This window comes from Streptomyces viridochromogenes, assembly GCF_001270495.1.
In the GTDB taxonomy this organism is placed as follows: Bacteria; Actinomycetota; Actinomycetes; order Streptomycetales; family Streptomycetaceae; genus Streptomyces; species Streptomyces viridochromogenes_A.
In genome coordinates this window covers 12,022-32,031 of sequence record NZ_LGUR01000206.1, presented here as the reverse complement: position 1 = coordinate 32,031, position 20,010 = coordinate 12,022, and the positions used below count along the sequence as shown (strand labels likewise).

Below are 20,010 nucleotides of genomic sequence, written 5' to 3'. Positions count from 1 at the left end.
GTCGTCCGTGGTGGCTCAGAAGTCGTCGAAGTCGTTCTCGAAGTCGTCGATGTCCTCCTGGGTCAGTTCGACCAGGGGCAGGTCCGACGGGGTGAGGCCACCTGCCGGGGAGTCGTCGGCATGCCGGGCGAGGCCGTGCAGGGCGCGCTCCCAGAGGGCGAGCAGGTCTCCCGCCTCGGACTCGGTCAGGAACACGTCCGGCCAGGAGGCGGAGACGTGCAGCTGGACGCCGCCCGCCTGTTCCACGGCCACGGTGTTGATCTCCAGTCCGCAGGCCGGGGGGCGCCCGCTGTCCTGCGGCACCCGCAGCATCGGAGCCTCGGGGGCCAGCTCCCAGGGCTCGCCCGCGGACGCGGTGAAACGGCCGAGGTAGTTGAAGAGGATCTGCGGCTGCGGCAGTTTCTCCAGGGCGGGCGCGGTGTCGGGGTTGAGGTGGCGCAGGAGGCCGTATCCGAGGCCGTGGTCCGGTACGGCACGCAGCTGCTCCTTGATCCGCTTGAGCGCCGTGGCCGCGGCGGGTCCGCCGGACAGTGCCTCGTCGAGGTCCAGCGGGCCGGGGTCGATGCCGACCGGGTGGAACGTGGTGAACCAGCCCACCGTCGCCGAGAGATCGACGCCCTCGGCGATGTCCTCCTCGCGCCCGTGCCCTTCCAGGCCGACGAGCAGCGAGCGGCCGGTCAGGTCACCGCGCCGCTCCCGCCAGGCCGCGGCGGCGAGCGCGAGGGCGGTGAGCAGGACGTCCGGGACCGCGGCATGGTAGGCCGCCGGGACTGAGGTCAGGAGAGCGGCGGTGACGTCGTCCGGCAGGACGAGCGTGTGTCCGCCCAGGCTTCCCGTGCTGCCCGGGTCGCGCTCCAGGAGGGGATGTACCCCTTCCAACTCACGGCTCCACCAGGCGAGTTCGCGCACTCGGTGAGGTTTGCCGGCCTCCTCTCCCAGGAGCCTGCTCCAGGTGCGGAACGAGGTGCCGGTGCGTGGGAGGGCTCGCCCCGACCGCCATGCCTCCGCCAGGTCGGCGGTGATGATCCGCCAGGACACCCCGTCGACGACCAGGTGGTGGGCGACGAGGAGCAGCCGCCGGGCGTCGGAGAACCAGACGGCCTGGAGCATGCGCCCGGCCGCCGGTTCGAGCCGGGCCACGGCGGCGGCCAGCTGGTCGTCGAGTGCCGCGTCCCGCACCTCACTCAGCAGGTCACTCGCTCGCACCGCGCCCTCGGCGGGCACCACCAGCTGGTCCGTCAGCCGGGCGCGGAGCATGTCGTGCCGGTCCAGTACCGCTTGGAGTACGCCGACGGCGGCGTCGTGGGTGAGATCCGGCGGGGTCACGAGCAGGACGGCCTGGGCGAGGCCGCCGTAGGAGCCGTCGGGGCCTGCCGTCCAGCGCATGACCGGGGTCAGTTCCGCCTCGCCGGTCGGCTCGTCGACGAGGGTGGGTTCGGTGTGCTCGGCGGCGGCCGCCGCCAGACCGGCCGGGGTCGGCGTCTGGAAGACCTGCCGGGGGCTCAGGGCGAGGCCCGCCTTGCGGGCCAGGGTCACCAGCCGGATGGAGACGATGCTGTCGCCGCCGAGCTCGAAGAAGTTGTCGTCGACGTCGACGCGGCCCAGTCCGAGGACGGACGCGAACAACTCGCACAGCCGGCGCTCGCGTTCGTCGGCGGGCGCGCGGGTCGGTGCGCCTGAGGCCGGGGCCTGGGGCGCCGGCAGGGAGCCGCGGTCGACCTTGCCGGAGGGCAGCAGCGGGAAGGCGTCAAGGGCGGTGAGCGTGCGCGGCACCATGTGTTCGGGCAGCCGTTCCCGGAGCCAGCCGTGCAGGTCGGCGAGGCCGTCGGCGGCCAGGTAGTACCCGGCGAGCTGCTTGACGCCGGGGGCGTCCTCCCGGATGACGACCACGCCGCGCCGGACGCCGGGATGCTGTTCGATGATCGCCTCGATCTCCTCCAGCTCGACCCGCATGCCCCGGATCTTCACCTGGTTGTCCGCCCGGCCGAGGAACTCCAGGGTGCCGTCGCGCTGCCACCGCACCAGGTCGCCGGTGCGGTAGAGCCGTTCGCCGGGCGGGCCGAAGGGGTCGGCCACCCAGTGGTCGGCGGTGCGGCGTGGGTCGTTCACATAGCCGCGGCCGAGGTAGACGCCGCCGGCGTACAGCTCGCCGGGCACCCCGACCGGCACCGGCTGCAGCCGGTCGTCGAGGACGTGGAGCCGGGTGTTGCCGTTGGGCCGCCCGATGGAGACGGCGCTGCGGATGGCGCCGGTGCGGTAGACGACGTGGCTGACGCCGATGGTGGCCTCGGCCGGTCCGTACCCGTGGTACATCACGGCCGGGCTCGCGGCGCGGAAGCGGGCGAACAGCTCGGGGGTGAGCACCTCGCCGCCGCACCACACGTGCTTGAGCGAGCGGGCCCTGCGGGCGAAGCCGTCCAGCTCCAGGAGCAGGTCGAGCATCGAGGAGACGAGGTAAGTGAAGGTGACCCGGTGACGTTCGACGGTGTCGAGGAGGTAGTCGACATCGCGTTCGCCACCCGGCTCGGCGATCACCACCCGGCCGCCGTTCGCCAGCGGCAGGAAGATCTCGTTGATGGAGATGTCGAAGCCGAGCGGCGCCTTGAACAGGGCCGCGTCCTCGGTGCCGAAGCCGAGCAGGCCCCGCTGCCACAGCAGGCGGTGCGCGATGGCCCGGTGGCGGATCATGGCGCCCTTGGGGACTCCGGTGGATCCGGAGGTGTAGATCACGTAGGCGAGTCCTTCGGGGTCGACCGGGACGTCCGGGTTCTCCGGCCGTACCGGGCCGTCCAGCCGCACCTCGACGAACGGCGGGGCGTCGTCCCCGAGGGCCGCCCCCTCGCCCTGGTTCCCCAGCACCGCCGTCAGCGCCGCGCTCCGGCACACCTCGGCGATCCGGCGCGCCGGCCAGGAGGGCTCCAGCGGCACGAACGCCCCGCCCGCCTTCAGCACGGCGAGCAGGCCCACGACCATCTCCACCGAGCGTTCCAGATGGATGCCGACGCGGCGCTCGGGCCCGACGCCCAGCGAAGTCAGCTGCTGGGCCAGGCCGTTGGCGCGGGCGTTGAGCTCGGCGTACGTCAGTCGTGTACCGCCCTCGATGCCGTACTCCACGGCCGTGAGGTCGGGAGTTAGCGCCGCCTGCTCCTCGACCAGTGCGGTGAGGGTGGTGGCGGGCATGGGGTGCGCGGTGTCGTTCCACTCCCCCAGCATCAGGGCCCGCTCACGCGGGGTGAGGACGTCGGCGAGGGCCACGGACAGGTCCGGGCGCCGGGCCAGGTCGCCCGCCAGCCGCACGAACCGCTCGACCATGTCCTGGGCGGTCTCGTGGTCGTACAGGTCGCGGCTGTAGACGAGCGCGCCGGTGATGCCGTCGCCGCCCGGCCGTTCGAAGACGTGGAAGGCGAGGTCGGTCTTCGCCGTGTAGTGGTCGACGCGCGTTTCACTGAGCGTCAGTCCCACGAAGTCCCTTGTCCTGTCCGGGACTTGCTGGTGGGCGAGCATCACCTGGAACAGCGGATGCCGGCCCATCGAGCGGGCCGGGGCGAGCGCGTCCACGAGCCGCTCGAACGGCAGGTCCTGGTGGGCGTACGCGTCCACGTCCGTCTCGCGCACCCGGGCCAGCAGCGTGCGGAACGTCGGGTCGCCGGAGACGTCGGTACGCAGCACCAGGGTGTTCACGAAGAGGCCCACGAGGTCGTCGAGGGCCGCGTCGCCCCGGCCGGCGACCGGGGTGCCGAGCGGGATGTCGTCCCCGGCGCCCAGGCGGCGGAGCAGGACCGCGAGGGTGGCCTGGAGCGCCATGAAGACGGTGCCGCCCGCCTCCCCCGCCAGGTCGCGCAGCAGGCGGTGGACCCCGGCGTCGAGGGTGAAGTCCACGGCACCGGCCCGGTATCCGGCGACGGCCGGGCGCGGACGGTCGACGGGAAGCTGGAGTTCCTCGGGCAGCCCCTCCAACTGCCCTGTCCAGTAGTTCAGTTCGGCGTCGGCAAGGCCGCCGTCGTCGAGCGACCTCAGCTGCCACAGCGTGTAGTCGGCGTACTGGACGGCGAGCGGTGGCCATGCGGGGTGGGTGCCGCGCAGCCTGGCCGCGTAGGCCGTCTCCAGGTCGCGCAGCAGTGGCTCCGCCGACCAGCCGTCGGTGGCGATGTGGTGGACGAGCAGCAGCAGAACGTGCTCGTCGGGGGCGAGGGCGTACAGCGTGACCCGTACGGGGATCTCGGCATCCAGCGCGAAGGAGTACGCGGCGGCCTCGCTGAGCAGCGCCTCGACTTCCCCGGCCCGGGTCGGTACGACCTCGAAGGGCACGGCGGCGTCCGCCAGGATCCGCTGGCAGGGCGTGCCGTCGTCGTCCGGGTAGATCGTGCGCAGCGCCTCGTGGCGGTCGACCACGTCGTGGAGGGCCGTGCGCAGGGCGGCCGCGTCGAGCGGTCCTGTCAGGCGTACGGCGGTGTGGATGTTGTACGTCGGGCTGGACCCCTCCAGCCGGTACAGGAACCACAGCCTGGCCTGTGCGGAGGACAGCGGCACCGGGTCCGGGCGCCGGGCGGCCGACCGCAGCGCGGGGCGCCGCTGGGCGGCCGGGGCCTCCAGGAGTGGTGCGAGCGCGGCGGCGGTCGGCGTGTCGAAGACCGCCCGCAGGGGGACGACGGCCCCGAGTTCGGCCCGGATGCGGGCGACCAGGCGGTTGGCCAGGACGGAGTGGCCGCCGAGGGCGAAGAACTCGTCGTGGATGCCTACCGAGGGCAGACCCAGCAGGTCGGCGAAGAGCGCGCACAGGGTCGCCTCGGCCTGGGTGCGGGGGACGGTGGCGGTGGTGAGGCCGGAGAGGTCGGGGGCGGGCAGGGCCGCGCGGTCGAGCTTGCCGTTCGGGGTGAGCGGCAGGTCGTCGAGAAGGACGACGGCGGCGGGCACCAGGTGCTCCGGGAGCGTCTCGCCGAGGTCCTGCCTGATCCGCAACGGCCCCAGGGAGGTGCCGGGCCGGGCTACGGCGTAGGCGACCAGCCTCGGCTCACCCGACTGGTCCTGACGCACCGTCACCGCCGCCTGGGACACGCCGGGCAGCGCGGCCAGGGCGGCCTCCGTCTCGCCCGGCTCGACGCGGAAGCCGCGGATCTTCACCTGGTCGTCCGACCGGCCGAGGAACTCCAGCGCCCCCCGGGCGCTCCAGCGCACCAGGTCGCCGGTGCGGTAGAGGCGGGCGCCGGGCGGGCCGTAGGGGTCGGCGACGAAGCGGCCCGCGGTCAGGCCGGGGCGGCGGAGGTAGCCGCGGGCGAGCTGGGCGCCGCCCAGGTAGAGCTCGCCGGTGACGCCCGGCGGCACCGGGCGCAGGTGCTCGTCCAGGACGAGGGTGCGGGTGTTCCACACCGGGCGGCCGATCGGTACGGAACCAGCGGCGGACCTCGTCCCCTCGGCGCACGGCCAGGCGGTGACGTCCACGGCGGCCTCGGTGGGCCCGTACAGGTTGTGCAGCTCGGTGTCGGGCAGCAACTCGGCGCCGCGTTCGGCGAGTTCGGTGGGGAGGGCTTCTCCGCTGCACACCAGCCGGCGGACCACATCGCGCGCCCGCCCGGCAGCCGGGTCGTCGAGGAAGACGCGCAGCATCGAGGGGACGAAGTGCGCGGTCGTGACCCGGCGGTCGCGGATCAGCTCGGCGAGGTAGCCGGGGTCGCGGTGGCCGCCGGGGCGGGCGAGCACGAGCACGGCCCCGGTGATCAGCGGCCAGAAGAACTCCCAGACGGACACGTCGAACCCGGCCGGCGTCTTCTGCAACACCCGGTCGTCCGGGCCCAGTCGGTACGTCTCCTGCATCCACAGCAGCCGGTTGACGATCCCGGTGTGCGGGACGACGGCCCCCTTGGGGCGGCCCGTGGAGCCGGAGGTGTAGATGACGTAGGCCGGGTGCTCGGGGCGCAGGGGCTGAAGCCGGTCGTCGTCGGTGAGCTCGGCGGCGTCGAAGGCGGTGGTGTCCGTGTCGAGCAGGATCAGGGGCACTCCGGGCGGCAGGATCCGGGCCGTGTCCGGGGCGGTCAGCACGAGCGTCGGCTCGGCGTCCTCCACCATGAAGGCCAGCCGCTCGACCGGGTATCCGGTGTCCAGCGGAAGGTAGGCGGCACCGGCCTTGAGTACCGCGAGCAGCGCCACCACCAGGTCGGTTCCGCGGTCCAGGGCCACGCCGACGCGGTGCTCGGGGCCCACGCCGTGGGAGACCAGCAGCCGGGCGAGGCGGTTGGCGCGGGCGTGCAGGCCGGCGTAGTCGAGGGCCGGCCGGCCGTCGTCGGCGACGAGGGCGGGCGCGTCGGGGGTGCGGGCGGCCTGCTGCGCGAGGAGGTCGGTGAGATGGGTGACGGGGACGGGGTGGTCGGTGGCGCTCCACTCCTCCAGGACCCGGTGCCGCTCGGCCTCGGTCATCAACGGCAGCCGTGAGACGGCGAGTTCGGGGTCGGCGAGGGCTGAGGCGAGGAGCGTCTCCAGGTGCCGGAGCTGCCGGTCGACGGTGTCCGCGGTGAACAGACCGCTGCGGTAGGTGGCCTCGATCCGCAGGCGGCCGCCGGTGAGGAACGCCTCCAGGGAGAGGTCGAACTGGGTGGTGTCGTTGTGGACGGTCTCCCATTCGGCGGTCACCCCCGGCAACCGCGGTCCTTCGAGCCCCTGGGTGAGGAAGAGGAGCATGACGTCGAAGTAGACGGCGCGTCCCGGCTGCCGCTCCGGCTTCAGCTGCTCCACCAGTTTGTCGAACGGCATGTCCTGGTGGGCGTACCCGTCGGTGCACAACTGCCGGACCCGCTCCACGAGTTCGGCGAAGCCCGGGTCGCCTTCGAGGTCGGCGCGCAGGGCGAGGGTGTTGCCGAAGTTGCCGATCAGCTGCTCGAGGCCGGGGAGGTCGCGGTTCATGACGGCCGAGCCGATGGGGATGTCGGTGGCGCCGGTGGTGCGGTGCAGCAGGGCGGCCAGTGCCGCGAACAGCACCATGAAGGGGGTCGCGCCGGCGTTGCGGGCGAAGGCGGTGAGCCGGTCGGTGACGTCGGGGTCGAAGGTGCGGAAGCGGCGGTCACCCTGGGTGGTTGGGCCGGCGGCGCGTGGGGCGTCGGTGGGCAGGGCGAGAGGGCGGGGCGGGGGGACGAGGGCGGTGCGCCAGTGGTCGAGGTGCCCGTCCAGTCGCTCGTCGGTCCACGTGGTGCGCTGCCAGTGCGCGAAGTCGCCGTACTGGAGCGGGAGTTGTTCGAGCCGGGTGGAATCGCCGGTGGCTGCCGCGCGGTAGAGGGCGGACAGGTCGTTGGAAAGGGCGTTGAACGTCCCTCCGTCCCACGCAATGTGATGGACGGTCAGGACGAGGGTGTGATCCTGCTCCGCTCGCTGGATGAGCAGGGTGCGCACTGGGTGTTCGACGGCGAGGGCGAAGGGGGTGGCCGAGGCGGCTCGGGCCAGTTCCGTCGCCCGGCGCTCCTGTTCGTCCTCCGGCAGGGCGCGCAGGTCCGCCGTGGCGAACTCCACCTCCGCCTCGGTGTCGACGAGCTGCTCCGGGGTGCCGTCGGCGGTCGCCGGGTAGCGGGTGCGCAGAATCTCGTGGCGGTCGATCAGGCCCTGTAAGGCGGTGCGGAGGGCGGCCGGGTCGAGGGGGCCGCGCAGGCGGATGGCGAGGCAGACGTTGTAGGCGGGGCTGGCCGGGTCGAGCTGCTGGAGCAGCCACATCCGGGACTGGGCGTACGACAGCGGCAGCCGGGCCGGCTCCGGCGGCCGTGGTGGGATCCGCTCCGCACGGGCGGCGGTATTGGCCAGGCCGGCGTTCTCCAGCCTGCGGCGCAGGAGTTCGCGCTTGCGGGCCGCGAGGTCGGCGGTGGAGGTCTCCGTCACTGGTCTCCGCCTTTCAGGAGCAGTTCGAGGGACGTGGTCCAGAGCGCGGCGAGCCGCCCGATCTCCGGCTCCGTGAAGAGCCGTTCCGGCCACTGCCAGCACACCGAGAGTTCGGTTCCGGTGATCACCGCATCGACGACGAGGGTGTAGGGGGCGGGCATCTCGGGGTCGGCGCCGTTGCCCATGGCGCCGGTCTCGGGTGCGCTGGTGAACAAGGGGTCCTCACGGCGCTCGCCCATCGCCATCCGGCCCAGGTAGTTGAACTGGATCTGGGGTTCGGGGAGTTGGGAGAGTCGTGCGGCCGAGTCCGGATCGAGGTGGCGGAGCAGGCCGTATCCGATGCCCTTGTCGGGCAGTGCGGCCAGCTGGTCGCGGATCCGCCGCACCTGGTCCGCGCCGGGTTGTGGGCCGGGATCCAGCCGGACCGGGAAGACACTGGTGAACCAGCCGAGGGTGCTGGAGAGATCGGCGCCCGGCACGAGGTGCTCCTCGCGGCCGTGGCCCTCCAGGGCGACCAGCAGGGAGCGGTCGGGTGCGCCGCGCCAGGCCGGTACGGCGAGTGCCAGCGCGGTGAGCAGCACGTCCTGGACGGAGGCGGTGGTCAGGGGTTCGGTGAGGTCGGGACCCAAGGTGGTCCAGTGCCTGCGGAGGGTGGCCCTGGTGTCCCGGGCGGGGTCCAGAGGGCCGGTTCCGAGAGGCGGTTCGGGTCGGTCCAGCACGCCCTGCCAGAGGGCGAGTTCGGCCGATCGGCCCGGCGCCAGCTTCTGGAGCTCCCGCGCCCACTCCCGGAAGGGGGTGCCGATCGGTGACAGGTCCCGGCCCTCCCAGGCGGCGGCCAGGTCGGCGACGAGTACGCCCCAGGACGCGGCATCGGTCACCAGGTGGTGCAGTACGACCAGAAGCCGGCCCTCGCGACCCCCGCCGGCGTCGAACCAGAGGAACCGGGCCATCGCCCCGGCGGCCGGGTCGAGTTCGGCGACCAGCTCGTCCATCGCCTCCGGGACGAGTGTGCCGATCGCCGTGTGGTCCAGGCGCTCGGCGTCGATCCGGCGCACGCAGTCGGCGGCGTGCACCGTGCCCGCGGGCGCGGCGTGGAAGCGCCAGGGCCCGTCCGCCGCGCGGGCGAAGGTGGAGCGCAGCAGGTCGTGGTGGTCCAGGACGGACTGGACGGTGCGGTGCAGGCCGTCGAGGTCCAGGTCGGGCGGGGTGCGCAGGAAGCGGGCCTGGCTGAGGGCGCGGAAGGGGCCGTTCTGTTCGGTGAGCCAGGCCAGGACGGGGGTGAGGGGGATGTCGCCGGTTCCCGCCTCGGGGTCGGTGGCGCGGCGCTCGGGGGTGCTCCCCGCGCGTCCGGTGGTGTCCGCGCGTTCGGCGAGTTCCGCGATCGTGGGCCGCTCGAAGACGTCGCGGGGCGAGATCGCGAGCCCCGCCGCCCGTGCCTGGCTGACCAGCCTCATCGACACGATGCTGTCGCCGCCGAGGGCGAAGAAGCTGTCGTGCACGCCGACCGAGTCCAGCCCCAGCACCTGGGCGAACAGTGTGGCGAGCCGTTCCTCGACCGCGTTCCGGGGCGGCTGCGCGGCCGGCCCGGCGGCGGAGCGGGAGGCCGCCGGGAGGGCGGCGGTGTCCAGCTTGCCGTTGAGGGTGAGGGGGAAGCCGTCCACCGGGACGAAGGCCGACGGGACCATGTAGTCGGGCAGTACGGCGGCCACGGCGCGGCGCAGCGACTCCGCCGTGTCCTCGGCCGGCGGCTCGGACGGGGACCCCGCCAGGATGACGTAGGCGACGAGGCGCCGTACGCCGGGTGTGTCCTCGCGGACGACGACCGCCGCCCGTTCGACCAGGTCGTGTTCCAGCAGCACCGCCTCGATCTCGCCGGGTTCGATCCGGTAGCCCCTGATCTTGACCTGGTCGTCGACCCGGCCCAGGCACTCCACCAGGCCGTCGGCGGTCCAGCGGGCGATGTCGCCGGTGCGGTACATGCGTGTGCCGGGGCTCTCGGAGAAGGGGTCGGCGACGAAGCGGCTCGCGGTGGCGGCGGGTTGGCCGAGGTAGCCCCTGGCCAGGCCCGCGCCGGCCACGTACAGCTCGCCCTCGACGCCGACCGGCACGGGGTTGAGGTGCCCGTCCAGGATGTAGAGCGTGCCGCCCGCCACGGGGCGGCCGATGGCGGGTCGCTCGGTGAGGGCGAGGTCGCAGTCCGCCGAGTCGACGGTGCATTCGGTGGGGCCGTAGAGGTTGTGCGCGACGAGTCCGTCGGTGTCCCGCAGGATGCGCCACAGGTCGGGTGGTACGGCCTCGCCGCCGACGCCGAGCACCTTCAGGTCGGCCTGCCAGTCGCCGCCCTGGGCGACGAGTTCGCCGAGCAGGGACGGGGAGAGCTCGATGAACTCGATGCGGTGGCGGGCGAGGAAGTCCCGTAGGGCGGTGGGGTCGCGGCGGATGTCCTCCGGGACCAGGTGCAGTTCGTGGCCGGCGAACATCCACAGCATGGGTTGCCAGGAGGCGTCGAAGGCGATCGGCCAGGCGTGGCCGACACGGAGGGCTCCGCCGGTCGCGGTGGAGGCCGGTCCGTGCAGGGCGGTGTTGTGGGCGGCGAAGAGGTTGGTTATGGCTCGCTGAGGGATAACCACGGCCTTGGGGCGGCCGGTGGATCCGGAGGTGTAGATGACGTAGGCGGGGTGTTCTGGGAGCAGGGGGCCCAGGCGGTCGGTGTCGGTGAGGTTGGAGGCGGGGGTGTTCGCGAGGCGCTGATGGGTGTCGGGTGCGTCCAGGAAGACGGAGCGCTCGGGTGGAAACGCCGGATGGTGGCTGCGGGCCGACTGTGGCTGGTCGCGCCCACGCGGCGGAGCCGCATATGTCACAGCCCCGCGCCCCTGAAGGGGCGTTGCAGGCGTCGTGGTGATGAGTGCCACCGGGCTTGCATCCGCCAGCATCCCGGCGATGCGCTCCTGCGGCCATGCCGGGTCCAGGGGCAGATACGCCGCGCCCGCCTTCTGGATCGCCAGGAGCGCTGTCATCGTGTCAGGGGTGGGCGGGAGTGCGAACGCTACGATCTGCTCCGGCCCCGCCCCCAACTCGACGAGCAGTCGGGCCAGTTGGTTCGCGGCGACGTTCAGTTGCGCGAACGTCAGGCTCCTGCCCTCCCCGACCACCGCCACCGCGTCCGGCGTGCGGGCCGCCTGCGCCTCGAACACCTCCGGCATCGTGCGGTACGACGGCGTCGGCAGCAGCTCCCCCACCCCGCCTGTCAGCAGCGCGGCACGCTCCTCGGGCGCGAGGACGTCCAGGGTGGCCAAGGGGGCGTCCGGGTCGGCCGGCACCGTGCGCACGAGGCGCTCGAAGCGGGCGGCCAGCTCCTCCACCGCCGTACGGGTGTAGCAGTCGGGGCGGAACTCGAAGACGATGCCGAGCCGCTGCTCGGCGAGTACGGCCAGGGTCAGCGGGTAGTGGGTGGCGCCCGAGCCCTTGACCTCGACGATCCGCAGCCCGGCCGACGTCTCCGCCTCGGCGACCGCTGCCTCGTCGATCGGGTAGTTCTCGAAGACGAGCAGGGTGTCGAAGAGGTCGCCCGCTCCGGTGAGGCGCTGGATCTCGGTGAGGCCCAGGTGCTGGTGGTCCATCAGGCGCGACTGTTCGTCCTGGAGGCGCCGTAGGTAGGCACCCGCCCCTTCCCCCGGCGGTACGGTCACCCGGACCGGCACCGTGTTGATGAACAGGCCGATCATGGACTCCACGCCGGCGAGTTCGGCGGGGCGTCCCGCCACCGTCGCGCCGAGGACCACGTCGTCCCGGCCGGTCAGTCGGGCCAGCAGCAAGGCCCACAGGCCCTGCACGACCGTGTTGACCGTGACACCCCGGCCTCTCGCGAACTCCTGGAGCTGAGCGGTCAGTTGCTCGGTCAGCCGCAGCGTGTGCAGCTCGGGCGGCACCGGGACCGGCCCGGCCGCCGAGGGTGCGAGTACCGTCGGCGCCGCTCCGGTCAGCGCCTTTCGCCAGGCGTCGGCGGCGGCTTCGCGGTCGCGGGAGGCGAGCCAGGCCAGGAAGTCCCGGTAGGGGCGTACGGCGGGCAGCGGGGCCGTGGTGCCGGGAGCGAGCTGGGCGGCGTAGAGCTGGAGGAGTTCGCGGACGAGGAGGGGGATGGACCAGCCGTCCAGGAGGAGGTGGTGGTTGGTGATGATCAGCAGCCAGCGGTCGGTGGCGCGGCGGACCAGCGTCAGGCGCAGCAGGGGCGGGTCGGTGAGGTCGAAGCGGGCGGTGGCGTCCTCGGCGATCAGGCGGGCCGTCTCGTCCGCTCCCGTGGCGTCCGCCTCGGCCCAGTTCACGGGGACCTGCTTGAGCACGACCTGCACCGGTTCGTCCAGGTCCTCGTGGAGGAAGGCGCTGCGGAGGTTGGCGTGGCGGGCGAAGAGTTCCTCGGCGGCGGTGCGCAGGAGGGCGGGGCGCAGGGGGCCCTCGATCTCCACCAGGGACTGCATGGTGTAGACGTCCTGGACGCTCTCGTCGAACAGGGCGTGGAACAGCAGGCCCTGCTGGAGCGGGGAGAGCGGCAGGACGTCCTCGACCAGGGAACCGTCGTCCCCGGGTGCCTTGCTCATCGAGTCCTCCACCTCGCCTTGACGTTGTCGAGCTGCGACTGGCTGAGTGACACGAGTGGGGCGCCGGTCGGGGTGAACTCCTCGGGCGCGGGGGCGGTTTCGTCGGGCAGGGCGCGGGCGAGCCCGGCCGGGGTGCGGTGGGTGAAGACGTCCCGGGGGGAGAGAGCGAGTCCGGCTCTGCGGGCGCGGTCGGCCAGGCGGACGGAGACGATGCTGTCGCCGCCGCGTTCGAAGAAGTCGTCGTGGATGCCGACCCGTTCCAGCCCCAGTACCTCGCCGAACAGTCCGCACAGCACCTTCTCCGGTTCGGTGCGGGGTGGTTCGAAGGTGGACGTTTCCGTGAAGTCGGGGGCGGGCAGGGCGCGTCGGTCGAGTTTGCCGCTGGGGGTGAGCGGCAGCTCCTTCAGGATCACCACCGCCCACGGGACCAGGTGAGCGGGGAGCCGTTCGGCGAGGGCGCGGCGCAGGGCGAGGGCGTCGAGTGCGGCACCGGGGTCTGCCACGACGTAGGCGACCAGGCGTCGCGGTGCCGAGCCGTCCTCCGCGGGCCCGCCCTGCGTGGCCACGACCGCGGCCCGGCCGACATCGGGCAGCGCGCGTATCGCGGCCTCGATCTCGCCGGGTTCGACCCGGAAGCCACGGATCTTCACCTGGTCGTCGGCCCGGCCGAGGAACTCCACCGAGCCGTCCGGCCGGATCCTGGCCAGGTCGCCGGTGCGGTACAGGCGGCTGCCCGGGGGGCCGAAGGGGTCGGCGACGAAGCGTTCGGCGGTGCGGCCGGGTTGACCGAGGTAGCCGCGGGCCAGTCCGTCGCCGGCGATGTACAGCTCGCCGACCGCGCCGGGCGGGGACGGTCGCAGGAACGGATCGAGGACGTGCACGCGGGTGTGGGCGATCGGCCTGCCGAGGGGTACTGGGCCCTCGCCGCCGTCGTGGAGGTGGGTCAGGCTGTCGCCGGCCGCCTCGGAGCAGCCGTAGAGGTTGACCAGACGGGCCTGGGGCCAGCGTCGGGTGAGGGCGTCGGCCAGTTCACCGGGGAGGGTTTCGCCGCTGGAGATCCAGGTGCGGACGGAGGAGAAGGTGCCGGGCGGAGCCGTTTCGACGAGGGTGGTGTAGAGGCTGGGGACCGCCGTGAGGAGCGTGGCTCGGTGGCGGTCGGCCAGCGCGGCGAGGGCCGTCGGGTCGCCGGTCGCCTCGTCGTCGGCGAGCGCCACCGCGTCGCCCGCGACGAGGGCGCCGAGCAGTTCGGTGAGGCCGTCGATGAAGCTCAGCGGGCTCTTCGAGACGCGGACGCCCGGTGCGTCATGGGGTGGGTGGTCCGGCGTGTCGTCGTGGCCCAGCTCCCGGCCCCAGTGGAGGCGGTTGGCCAGGGCCAGCTGGGTTCCGATGACGCCCTTGGGACGGCCGGTGGAACCGGAGGTGAAGATGACGTAGGCCGGGTGGTCGGGCGACAGGTGCGGTCGCTGTCGCAGCGGTACGGCGGCCTCCGCGGTCGGCGGGCACACCAACTGCCGTTCGATACCGAGCTGTTGTGCTGTCGCCGGATCGCAGATCACCAGCTCGGGCTGGGCTTCGTCGAGCATGAGCGCGATGCGGTCGGGCGGGTAGCCGGGGTCGACCGGCATGCAGGCGGCTCCGGCCTTCAGTACCGCGAGAAGTGCGGTGACCAGGTCGGGGCGGCGGTTCAGGGCGACGGCGACCACGGACTCCGGACCGGCCCCCCGCGCGACGAGGGCGGCCGCCAACCGGTCGGCTCGGGCGTCGAGTTCGGCGAAGGTCAGGGTGGTGTCGCCATGGAGGACGGCGGGGGCGTCGGGGGTGCGGGCCGCCTGGCCCTCGAAGAGAGCGCGGACCGTGGGATGCGGGAGGGGGTGTTCGTCCGGGGCGGGCAGGTCGTCGACCGGCTGCGGCACCGGCGCAAGCCCGAGCCGGGCCACCGGGGTTGTCGACTGCTCGATGAACTCCCCGATGAGAGTGTTCAGTTGGGCCGCGACACGGCTCACCGCCGGGCCGTCCAGCGCGGAGGGCCGGTGGCTGAGCGTGAGGGTCAGCCGGGCGCCGGGCAGGGCGGTGAGCGTCAACGGGTAGTGGGTGGCGTCGTGGACCGATACGCCGGTCATGCGGGGGCCGTCCGTGCCGAGCGCCCGGGCGATGCCCTCGTCGTCGATGGGGTAGCTCTCGAAGACCAGCAGGGTGTCGAAGAGGACGGTGTGTCCGGTGGCGCGCTGGATGTCGGCGAGGCCGAGGTGGCGGTGGTCGAGGAGGGCGGACTGCTCGGACTGGAGCCGGGTGAGCAGGTCCGCGAGCGGCTCCGCGGGACGCAGCCGTACGCGGACCGGCAGGGTGTTGATGAGGAGGCCGACCATGGACTCGATGCCGGGGACGTCGGCGTCGCGGCCGGAAACGGTGGCGCCGAGGACGACGTCCGTGCGGCCGGTCAGTCTGCCGAGCAGGATCGCCCACAGGCCCTGGAGCACGGTGCTGACGGTCAGCCCGTGGGCCCGGGCGGTGGCGGCGAGCGCCTCGGTGTCCTGCTCGGAGAGTTCCCAGGCGTGCCGCTCGGGCTCCTCGGCCGGAAGGTCCCGGGCGTCGGGCGCGATGAGTGACGGTTCGTCAAGTCCCGACAGGGCGGCCCGCCATGACCGTTCTGCGACCGCCCGGTCCTGGCGGGCCAGCCAGGCCAGGTAGTCGCGGTAGGGCCGGACGCGCGGCAGGGCGTCGAGGTCGCCGCCCGAGGCGTACAGCTGGAAGAGTTCCCGCACCAGGACGGGCGCGGACCAGCCGTCCCAGAGCAGGTGATGCGAGGAGATCACCAGGCAGTGGTGCCGGTCGTCGAACGTGACCAGCCCGAACCGCAGCAGCGGCGGGCGGGCCAGGTCGAACCGCTCGGCCCGGTCCTCCGCCAGCAGCCGCTGGAAGGCCGGCTCCCGCTCGTCGGGCGGCAGGGCGGACAGGTCGGTGACCTGCCAGGGGACCCTGACCGCGCTCCTGATCACCTGGACGGGCCGTCCGGAGCGCTGGGTACGGAACGCGGCCCGCAGGTTGGCGTGCCGGGCGAGCAGTTTCCCGACGGCCGTGCTCATGCGCGGTGCGTCCAGCGGCCCTTCGAGGCGGAGGGCCGTCTGGCCGGTGTAGACGTCGTGGCCCTGTGCGTCGTACAGCGCGTGGAAGACCATTCCCTCCTGCATGGGCGACAGGGGGAGGACGTCCTCCACGGCCGGGCGGCCGGCCATCAGCCCTCGGCCTGGCGCATGGCCTCGGCGAGGCTGCGCGGGCGCATGTCCGTCCAGTTCCGCTCGACGTACTCGAGACAGGCGGCCCGGTCGTCGGGGCCGTGCACGGACGACCAGCCCTCGGGTACGGGTGCGAAGTCCGGCCACAGGGAGTGCTGGCCCTCGTCGTTGACCAGGACGCGGAAGACGCCGTTCTCGTCGTCGAAGGGGTTGGCCATGGCTCAGTTCCTCTCCTGCTCGCCGGACTGACGTGGCGCGGTGTGGGTGAAGGCTCCGGTGAACTGGTCGGCCGCGCCCGGGACCGGTTCGGCGGGATCGGCGCCCAGCGCGACGACCCGGTTGGCCTTGTCGACGTGGACGACCCGGGGCCGGTGGGCGGCGCGCTCGGACTCGTCGAGTGCGGCGAACGACATGATGATCACCAGGTGACCGGGGTGGACCAGATGGGCGGCGGCGCCGTTGATCCCGATGACGCCGCTGCCGCGTTCGCCGGTGATGGCGTAGGTGGTGAGCCGGGCGCCGTTGTCGATGTCGACGACCTGGACGGCCTCGCCCTCGACGATGTCGGCGGCTTCCATGAGGTCCTGATCGATCGTCAGGGACCCCACGTAGTGCAGATCTGCCTGGGTGACGGTGGCTCGGTGGATCTTGCCGTTCAGCAAGGTGCGGTGCACCATGACCCCCTGAGGAGATTACTTAGGTGAGGCTAACCTAAATCAACAGTCGCCGGGTGCGGAAGGACCTGCGCGGAAGAAGGGGCGCGGAAGAACTCCAGAAGCACCCGGTTCACCTCGTCGGGCCGCTCCAGGTAGCCGTAGTGCCCACAGCCCTTGATCTCCTGGTAGACGGCACCGGGGATGGCGTCGGCGACCTCCCGCCCCAGGTGCGGCGGCAGGATGACGTCGTCCGCGAAGCCGACGACGAGGCAGGGCACCTCGATGGCCCGGTAGGCGTCCAGCCGGCCGTCCGGGACCTGGAGGTCCAACTGGGCCCGCGCACCGGGCCCTTTGGGCTGCGGCGAGAACTCGAAGAGCTCCAGCCAGTCCTGGGTCTGCCGGTCGTCGTCCAGGGTGGCCGGTGAGAGGTTCTCCAGGACGCGGATCCAGGCGGTGTAGGCGGGCGGCAGCTCCAACCCGCTGTCGTACAGGGCGCGTTCGGCCTTGGCCATGGCGGCGCGCAGCAGGTCCGTGCGGCCGCGGGTGGCCATCAGCACGCCCTGCCGGACGAGTTCGGGCCGGGCCAGCATCAGCTCCTGGACGACGTACGCCCCCATGGAGACGCCGACGAAGCGGCACGGCGCGAGCCCGAGGTGTTCGGCCAGGCCCGCCGTGTCGGCCACCAGGTCGTCGATGGTGAAGCCTTCCGGACACTCGTCGGTCGGTGGAATGCCCCGGTTGTGGAAGGTGACGACCCGATGGCCGGCGTGGACGAGCGCCGGGACCTGATGGAGGTGCCAGGCCCGTCCTCCGGCGCCCTGGCCCATCACCAGGAGCACCGGCTCGCCCTCGCCGGCGTCCTCGTAGTGGAGCCGGATTCCGTTGATACGCGCGCTCGGCATGGTTCTCCGCCCTGTCGTGGGGGGTGCGTCAGTCGGCTGCCGGAGACGCCTCGGCGGGCGTCGCCCGGCCGCCCCCGTCGGCGTCCGGAGGCCGGCTGAGCGTGGCCTTCCGCAGCCCCGGCATGGCCAGGGCCAGCGCGCCGACACCCGCCAGACAGACCAGCCCTCCGACCACCACGGCACCGCTCGACGAGCCGAGCGCCCTGGACACCAGGCCCGCCCCGACGTTGCCGACGGACGGGCCGGCGGTGGCCTGGGCGAGCCACAGGCTGCCGACCCGGCCCTGGAGCCGGTCCGGCGTGTAGTGCTGGAGCAGGGCCCGGCGCAGGATCTCCGAGGCGGTGTCCCCGAGACCTGCCAGCGCCAGGAAGGCCAGGGCGAGCCACAGATCGGGGCTCAGTCCGAAGCAGGTGATCGCCACGCCCCACACCGCGACCGCCCCGATCAGTGCCCGCCCGGTGTGGTGCACCCGACCGGTCCATCCGCTGGTCAGCGCGCCGAAGAAGGAGCCCACCGCGGGGGCGGTGTAGAGCAGCCCGACGGTGGACGGGCCGCCGCCGAAGTGCTCGGTGCCGAGTTCGGGGAAGAGCGCGTACGGCATCGCGAAGACGACCGCGCACACGTCGATCAGCAGCAGTCCGGCCACGACCTGGTTGCCGCGCAGGAAGCGCAGCCCCTCCCCCATCGCCTTCAGCGGGTGCTGCGCCTCGGCCGGCCCCTCGGGGGCGAGCTTCGGCAGCGGGGCGAGCAGGGCGAGCCCCACGACGTATATGGCCGCGTCGATCGCGAAGCACCAGGCGACGCCCGGCCCTGCCGCGATCACACCCGCGAGGGACGGCCCGACCATGCCGCCCAGTTGGGCCGTCAGGGTCGTCAGCGCGCCCGCCGCGGCCAGCTGCCCGGGCGCGACCAGGGCAGGGGTGGCGGCCATCAGGGCAGGACCGCCCAGCCCGGCGGTGAAGCCCGCGAGTACGGCGGCCACGAAGACGAACCACACCTGCGGGTCGGGCAGCGCCGCGTTCACCGCGAGCCCCGCGATCACCACCGCGGTCACGGCCCGGGTGACGAGCATGACCTTGCGTCGGTCGACCCGATCGGCGAGCAGCCCGCCCGTGACCAGACCGACCAGCAGCGAGAGGCCCAACACCAGGCTCATCAGGCCCACTTGGACCGATGATCCGGTGAGGTGGTAGATCTGCAGGCTGGCCGCCACCGAGGTGAGGTGGGTGCCCACCATGGAGATCGCCTGGGTGGCGAAGATCAGTCGGAAGTCCCTGCTGGAGCGCAACGGCGCTACGTCGACGACCACTTCTCCCAGCTTCACGCGCGCCCCTCACCCCGTGCCGGGACGACGTAGGGGGCGACGCTGCGGAGCTTCTCGCAGGTCTCCTCCAGCTCCCGCGCCGGGGTCGACCCGGCGAGGATGCCGGCGCCCGCCCGCAGCCAGGTGCGGCCGTCCTCCTCGAAGATGCTGCGCAGGACGAGTGCCGCGTCCAGGGCGCCGTCACTGCCGGCCCGCAGCACCGCCCCGCTGTAGATGCCGCGCGGTTCCTTCTCCAGCCGGGCGATGGAGTCGTACGCCGGGGCCTTGGGGATGCCGGAGGCGGTCACGGCGGGGAACACCGCGCGCAGGACGTCCCAGGCGGTGGCGGACTCGGCCAGCAGGCCGTGCACGCTGGAGCCGAGATGCTGCACGCTGCCGCGCCGGCGGATGGTCATCAGGTCCCGCACGGAGACCGTGCCCGGCCGGCAGACGGTGGCCATCTCCTCCTCGGCCAGTTTGACCGACAGGACGTGTTCGGAGATCTCCTTGGGATCGGCGAGGAGTTCGGCGCGCAGGCGCTCGTCCTCCTGCTCGCCGAAGCCGCGGGCGCGGGTACCGGCGAGGGGCTGGGTGACGACCTCGCCGTCCGCACTGACCTCGGCCACGGTCTCGGGGCTGAATCCGGCGACCCGGCGGCCGCCGAGGTCCACCAGGAAGGAACGGGCCGGGGTGTTGTGCGAGCGGCCGTGGACGTAGGTGGCGACGAAGTCGACCGGGAAGGGCACGTCCACGGTCCGGGAGAGGATGACCTTCTGAAGTTCGGTCGTCCGTATCTCCTCGATGGCCTGCGCCACCATGTCCGGGTAGCGGCCTTCGCCGTCCGAGACGTCGACGGGCCGGGGTGCGGTGGTGCGGGGCACGGCGGTGCCGTGATCGCCGGTGCGGTGCGCGTCCGTGGGCCGGAGTAACCGAGTCAGCGCGTCCAGCGTCTCCTGGTCCGCGCTACGGATGAGGACGCCCTTCCGGCTGAGTCTCACTTCGCTGTGCGGGACCAGCAGATGGAGCAGATCGTCCTCGCCCGCCCGGTCGGGGCGGCCGGCGTGGAGATGGGAGAACTCGAACGCCATCCAGCCGTAGGCGTTCCAGCCCTCGACGGCCATCCGGTTCAGTTCCTCGTGGACCTGGCGCAGTGGGTGTGGCCCGAGCGGGGTCGCGGTCGCCTCGTCCAGCCATCGGCGGCGGATCTCGGAGCGGCCGACCAGGATCTCGCCGAGCGCCCCACCGGCGAACCAGAAGTCGCCGTTCTGTTCGTAGATCACGTACTGGTCGAACAAGCCCGACTCCGCCAGCCCTGCCGCCAACTGGACGGGGTCTCCCGGCAGTTCCGTCTCCGCGCTCCGATAACGCAGCAAGGACCTACCTCCCTGGACTTAGGTTAACCTAACCTAATTCACTAAGACCCTAGCCCCCGCAGCGCGGCGCCGTCCAGATCACACCTCCAGGCTT

At 72.8% G+C, this 20,010-nt stretch carries 8 protein-coding genes; all 8 read right to left on the bottom strand.

Translation table 11 applies throughout. The annotated features are described in order from the left end of the window. Positions 1-15 precede the first annotated feature (15 nt). Genes ADK36_RS25000 through ADK36_RS24965 form a run of 8 tightly spaced genes read right to left on the bottom strand, consistent with a single transcriptional unit; the run spans position 16 to position 19,916 of the window. Positions 16-7,854, bottom strand: a complete 7,839-nt coding sequence (locus ADK36_RS25000; protein WP_053199115.1) for a non-ribosomal peptide synthetase — start codon at positions 7,852-7,854, stop codon at positions 16-18. Then, complete coding sequence (locus tag ADK36_RS24995; RefSeq protein ID WP_063784520.1) at positions 7,851-12,449, bottom strand: non-ribosomal peptide synthetase; 4,599 nt, start codon at positions 12,447-12,449, stop codon at positions 7,851-7,853. The genes ADK36_RS25000 and ADK36_RS24995 overlap by 4 nt, the downstream gene beginning before the upstream one ends. Beyond that, positions 12,446-15,682, bottom strand: coding sequence for a non-ribosomal peptide synthetase (locus tag ADK36_RS24990; RefSeq protein ID WP_053199111.1), 3,237 nt, complete (start codon positions 15,680-15,682; stop codon positions 12,446-12,448). The genes ADK36_RS24995 and ADK36_RS24990 overlap by 4 nt, the downstream gene beginning before the upstream one ends. Beyond that, complete coding sequence (locus ADK36_RS24985; protein ID WP_048584467.1) at positions 15,682-15,900, bottom strand: MbtH family protein; 219 nt, start codon at positions 15,898-15,900, stop codon at positions 15,682-15,684. The genes ADK36_RS24990 and ADK36_RS24985 overlap by 1 nt, the downstream gene beginning before the upstream one ends. A 3-nt stretch (positions 15,901-15,903) precedes the next feature. Then, a complete protein-coding gene (gene panD / locus ADK36_RS24980; RefSeq protein WP_383834796.1) occupies positions 15,904-16,359 on the bottom strand; it encodes an aspartate 1-decarboxylase in 456 nt (151 codons plus the stop codon). 29 nt (positions 16,360-16,388) lie between these two features. After that, complete coding sequence (locus ADK36_RS24975) at positions 16,389-17,240, bottom strand: alpha/beta fold hydrolase (RefSeq protein WP_053199109.1); 852 nt, start codon at positions 17,238-17,240, stop codon at positions 16,389-16,391. Between the two features lie 28 nt (positions 17,241-17,268). Further along, entirely contained in the window at positions 17,269-18,564 is a 1,296-nt protein-coding gene (gene entS / locus ADK36_RS24970) for an enterobactin transporter EntS (RefSeq protein ID WP_053199107.1), read from the bottom strand. After that, positions 18,561-19,916, bottom strand: a complete 1,356-nt coding sequence (locus ADK36_RS24965; protein WP_048584464.1) for a salicylate synthase — start codon at positions 19,914-19,916, stop codon at positions 18,561-18,563. Before ADK36_RS24965 ends, entS begins: the two co-directional genes overlap by 4 nt. Between the last annotated feature and the right edge of the window lie 94 nt (positions 19,917-20,010).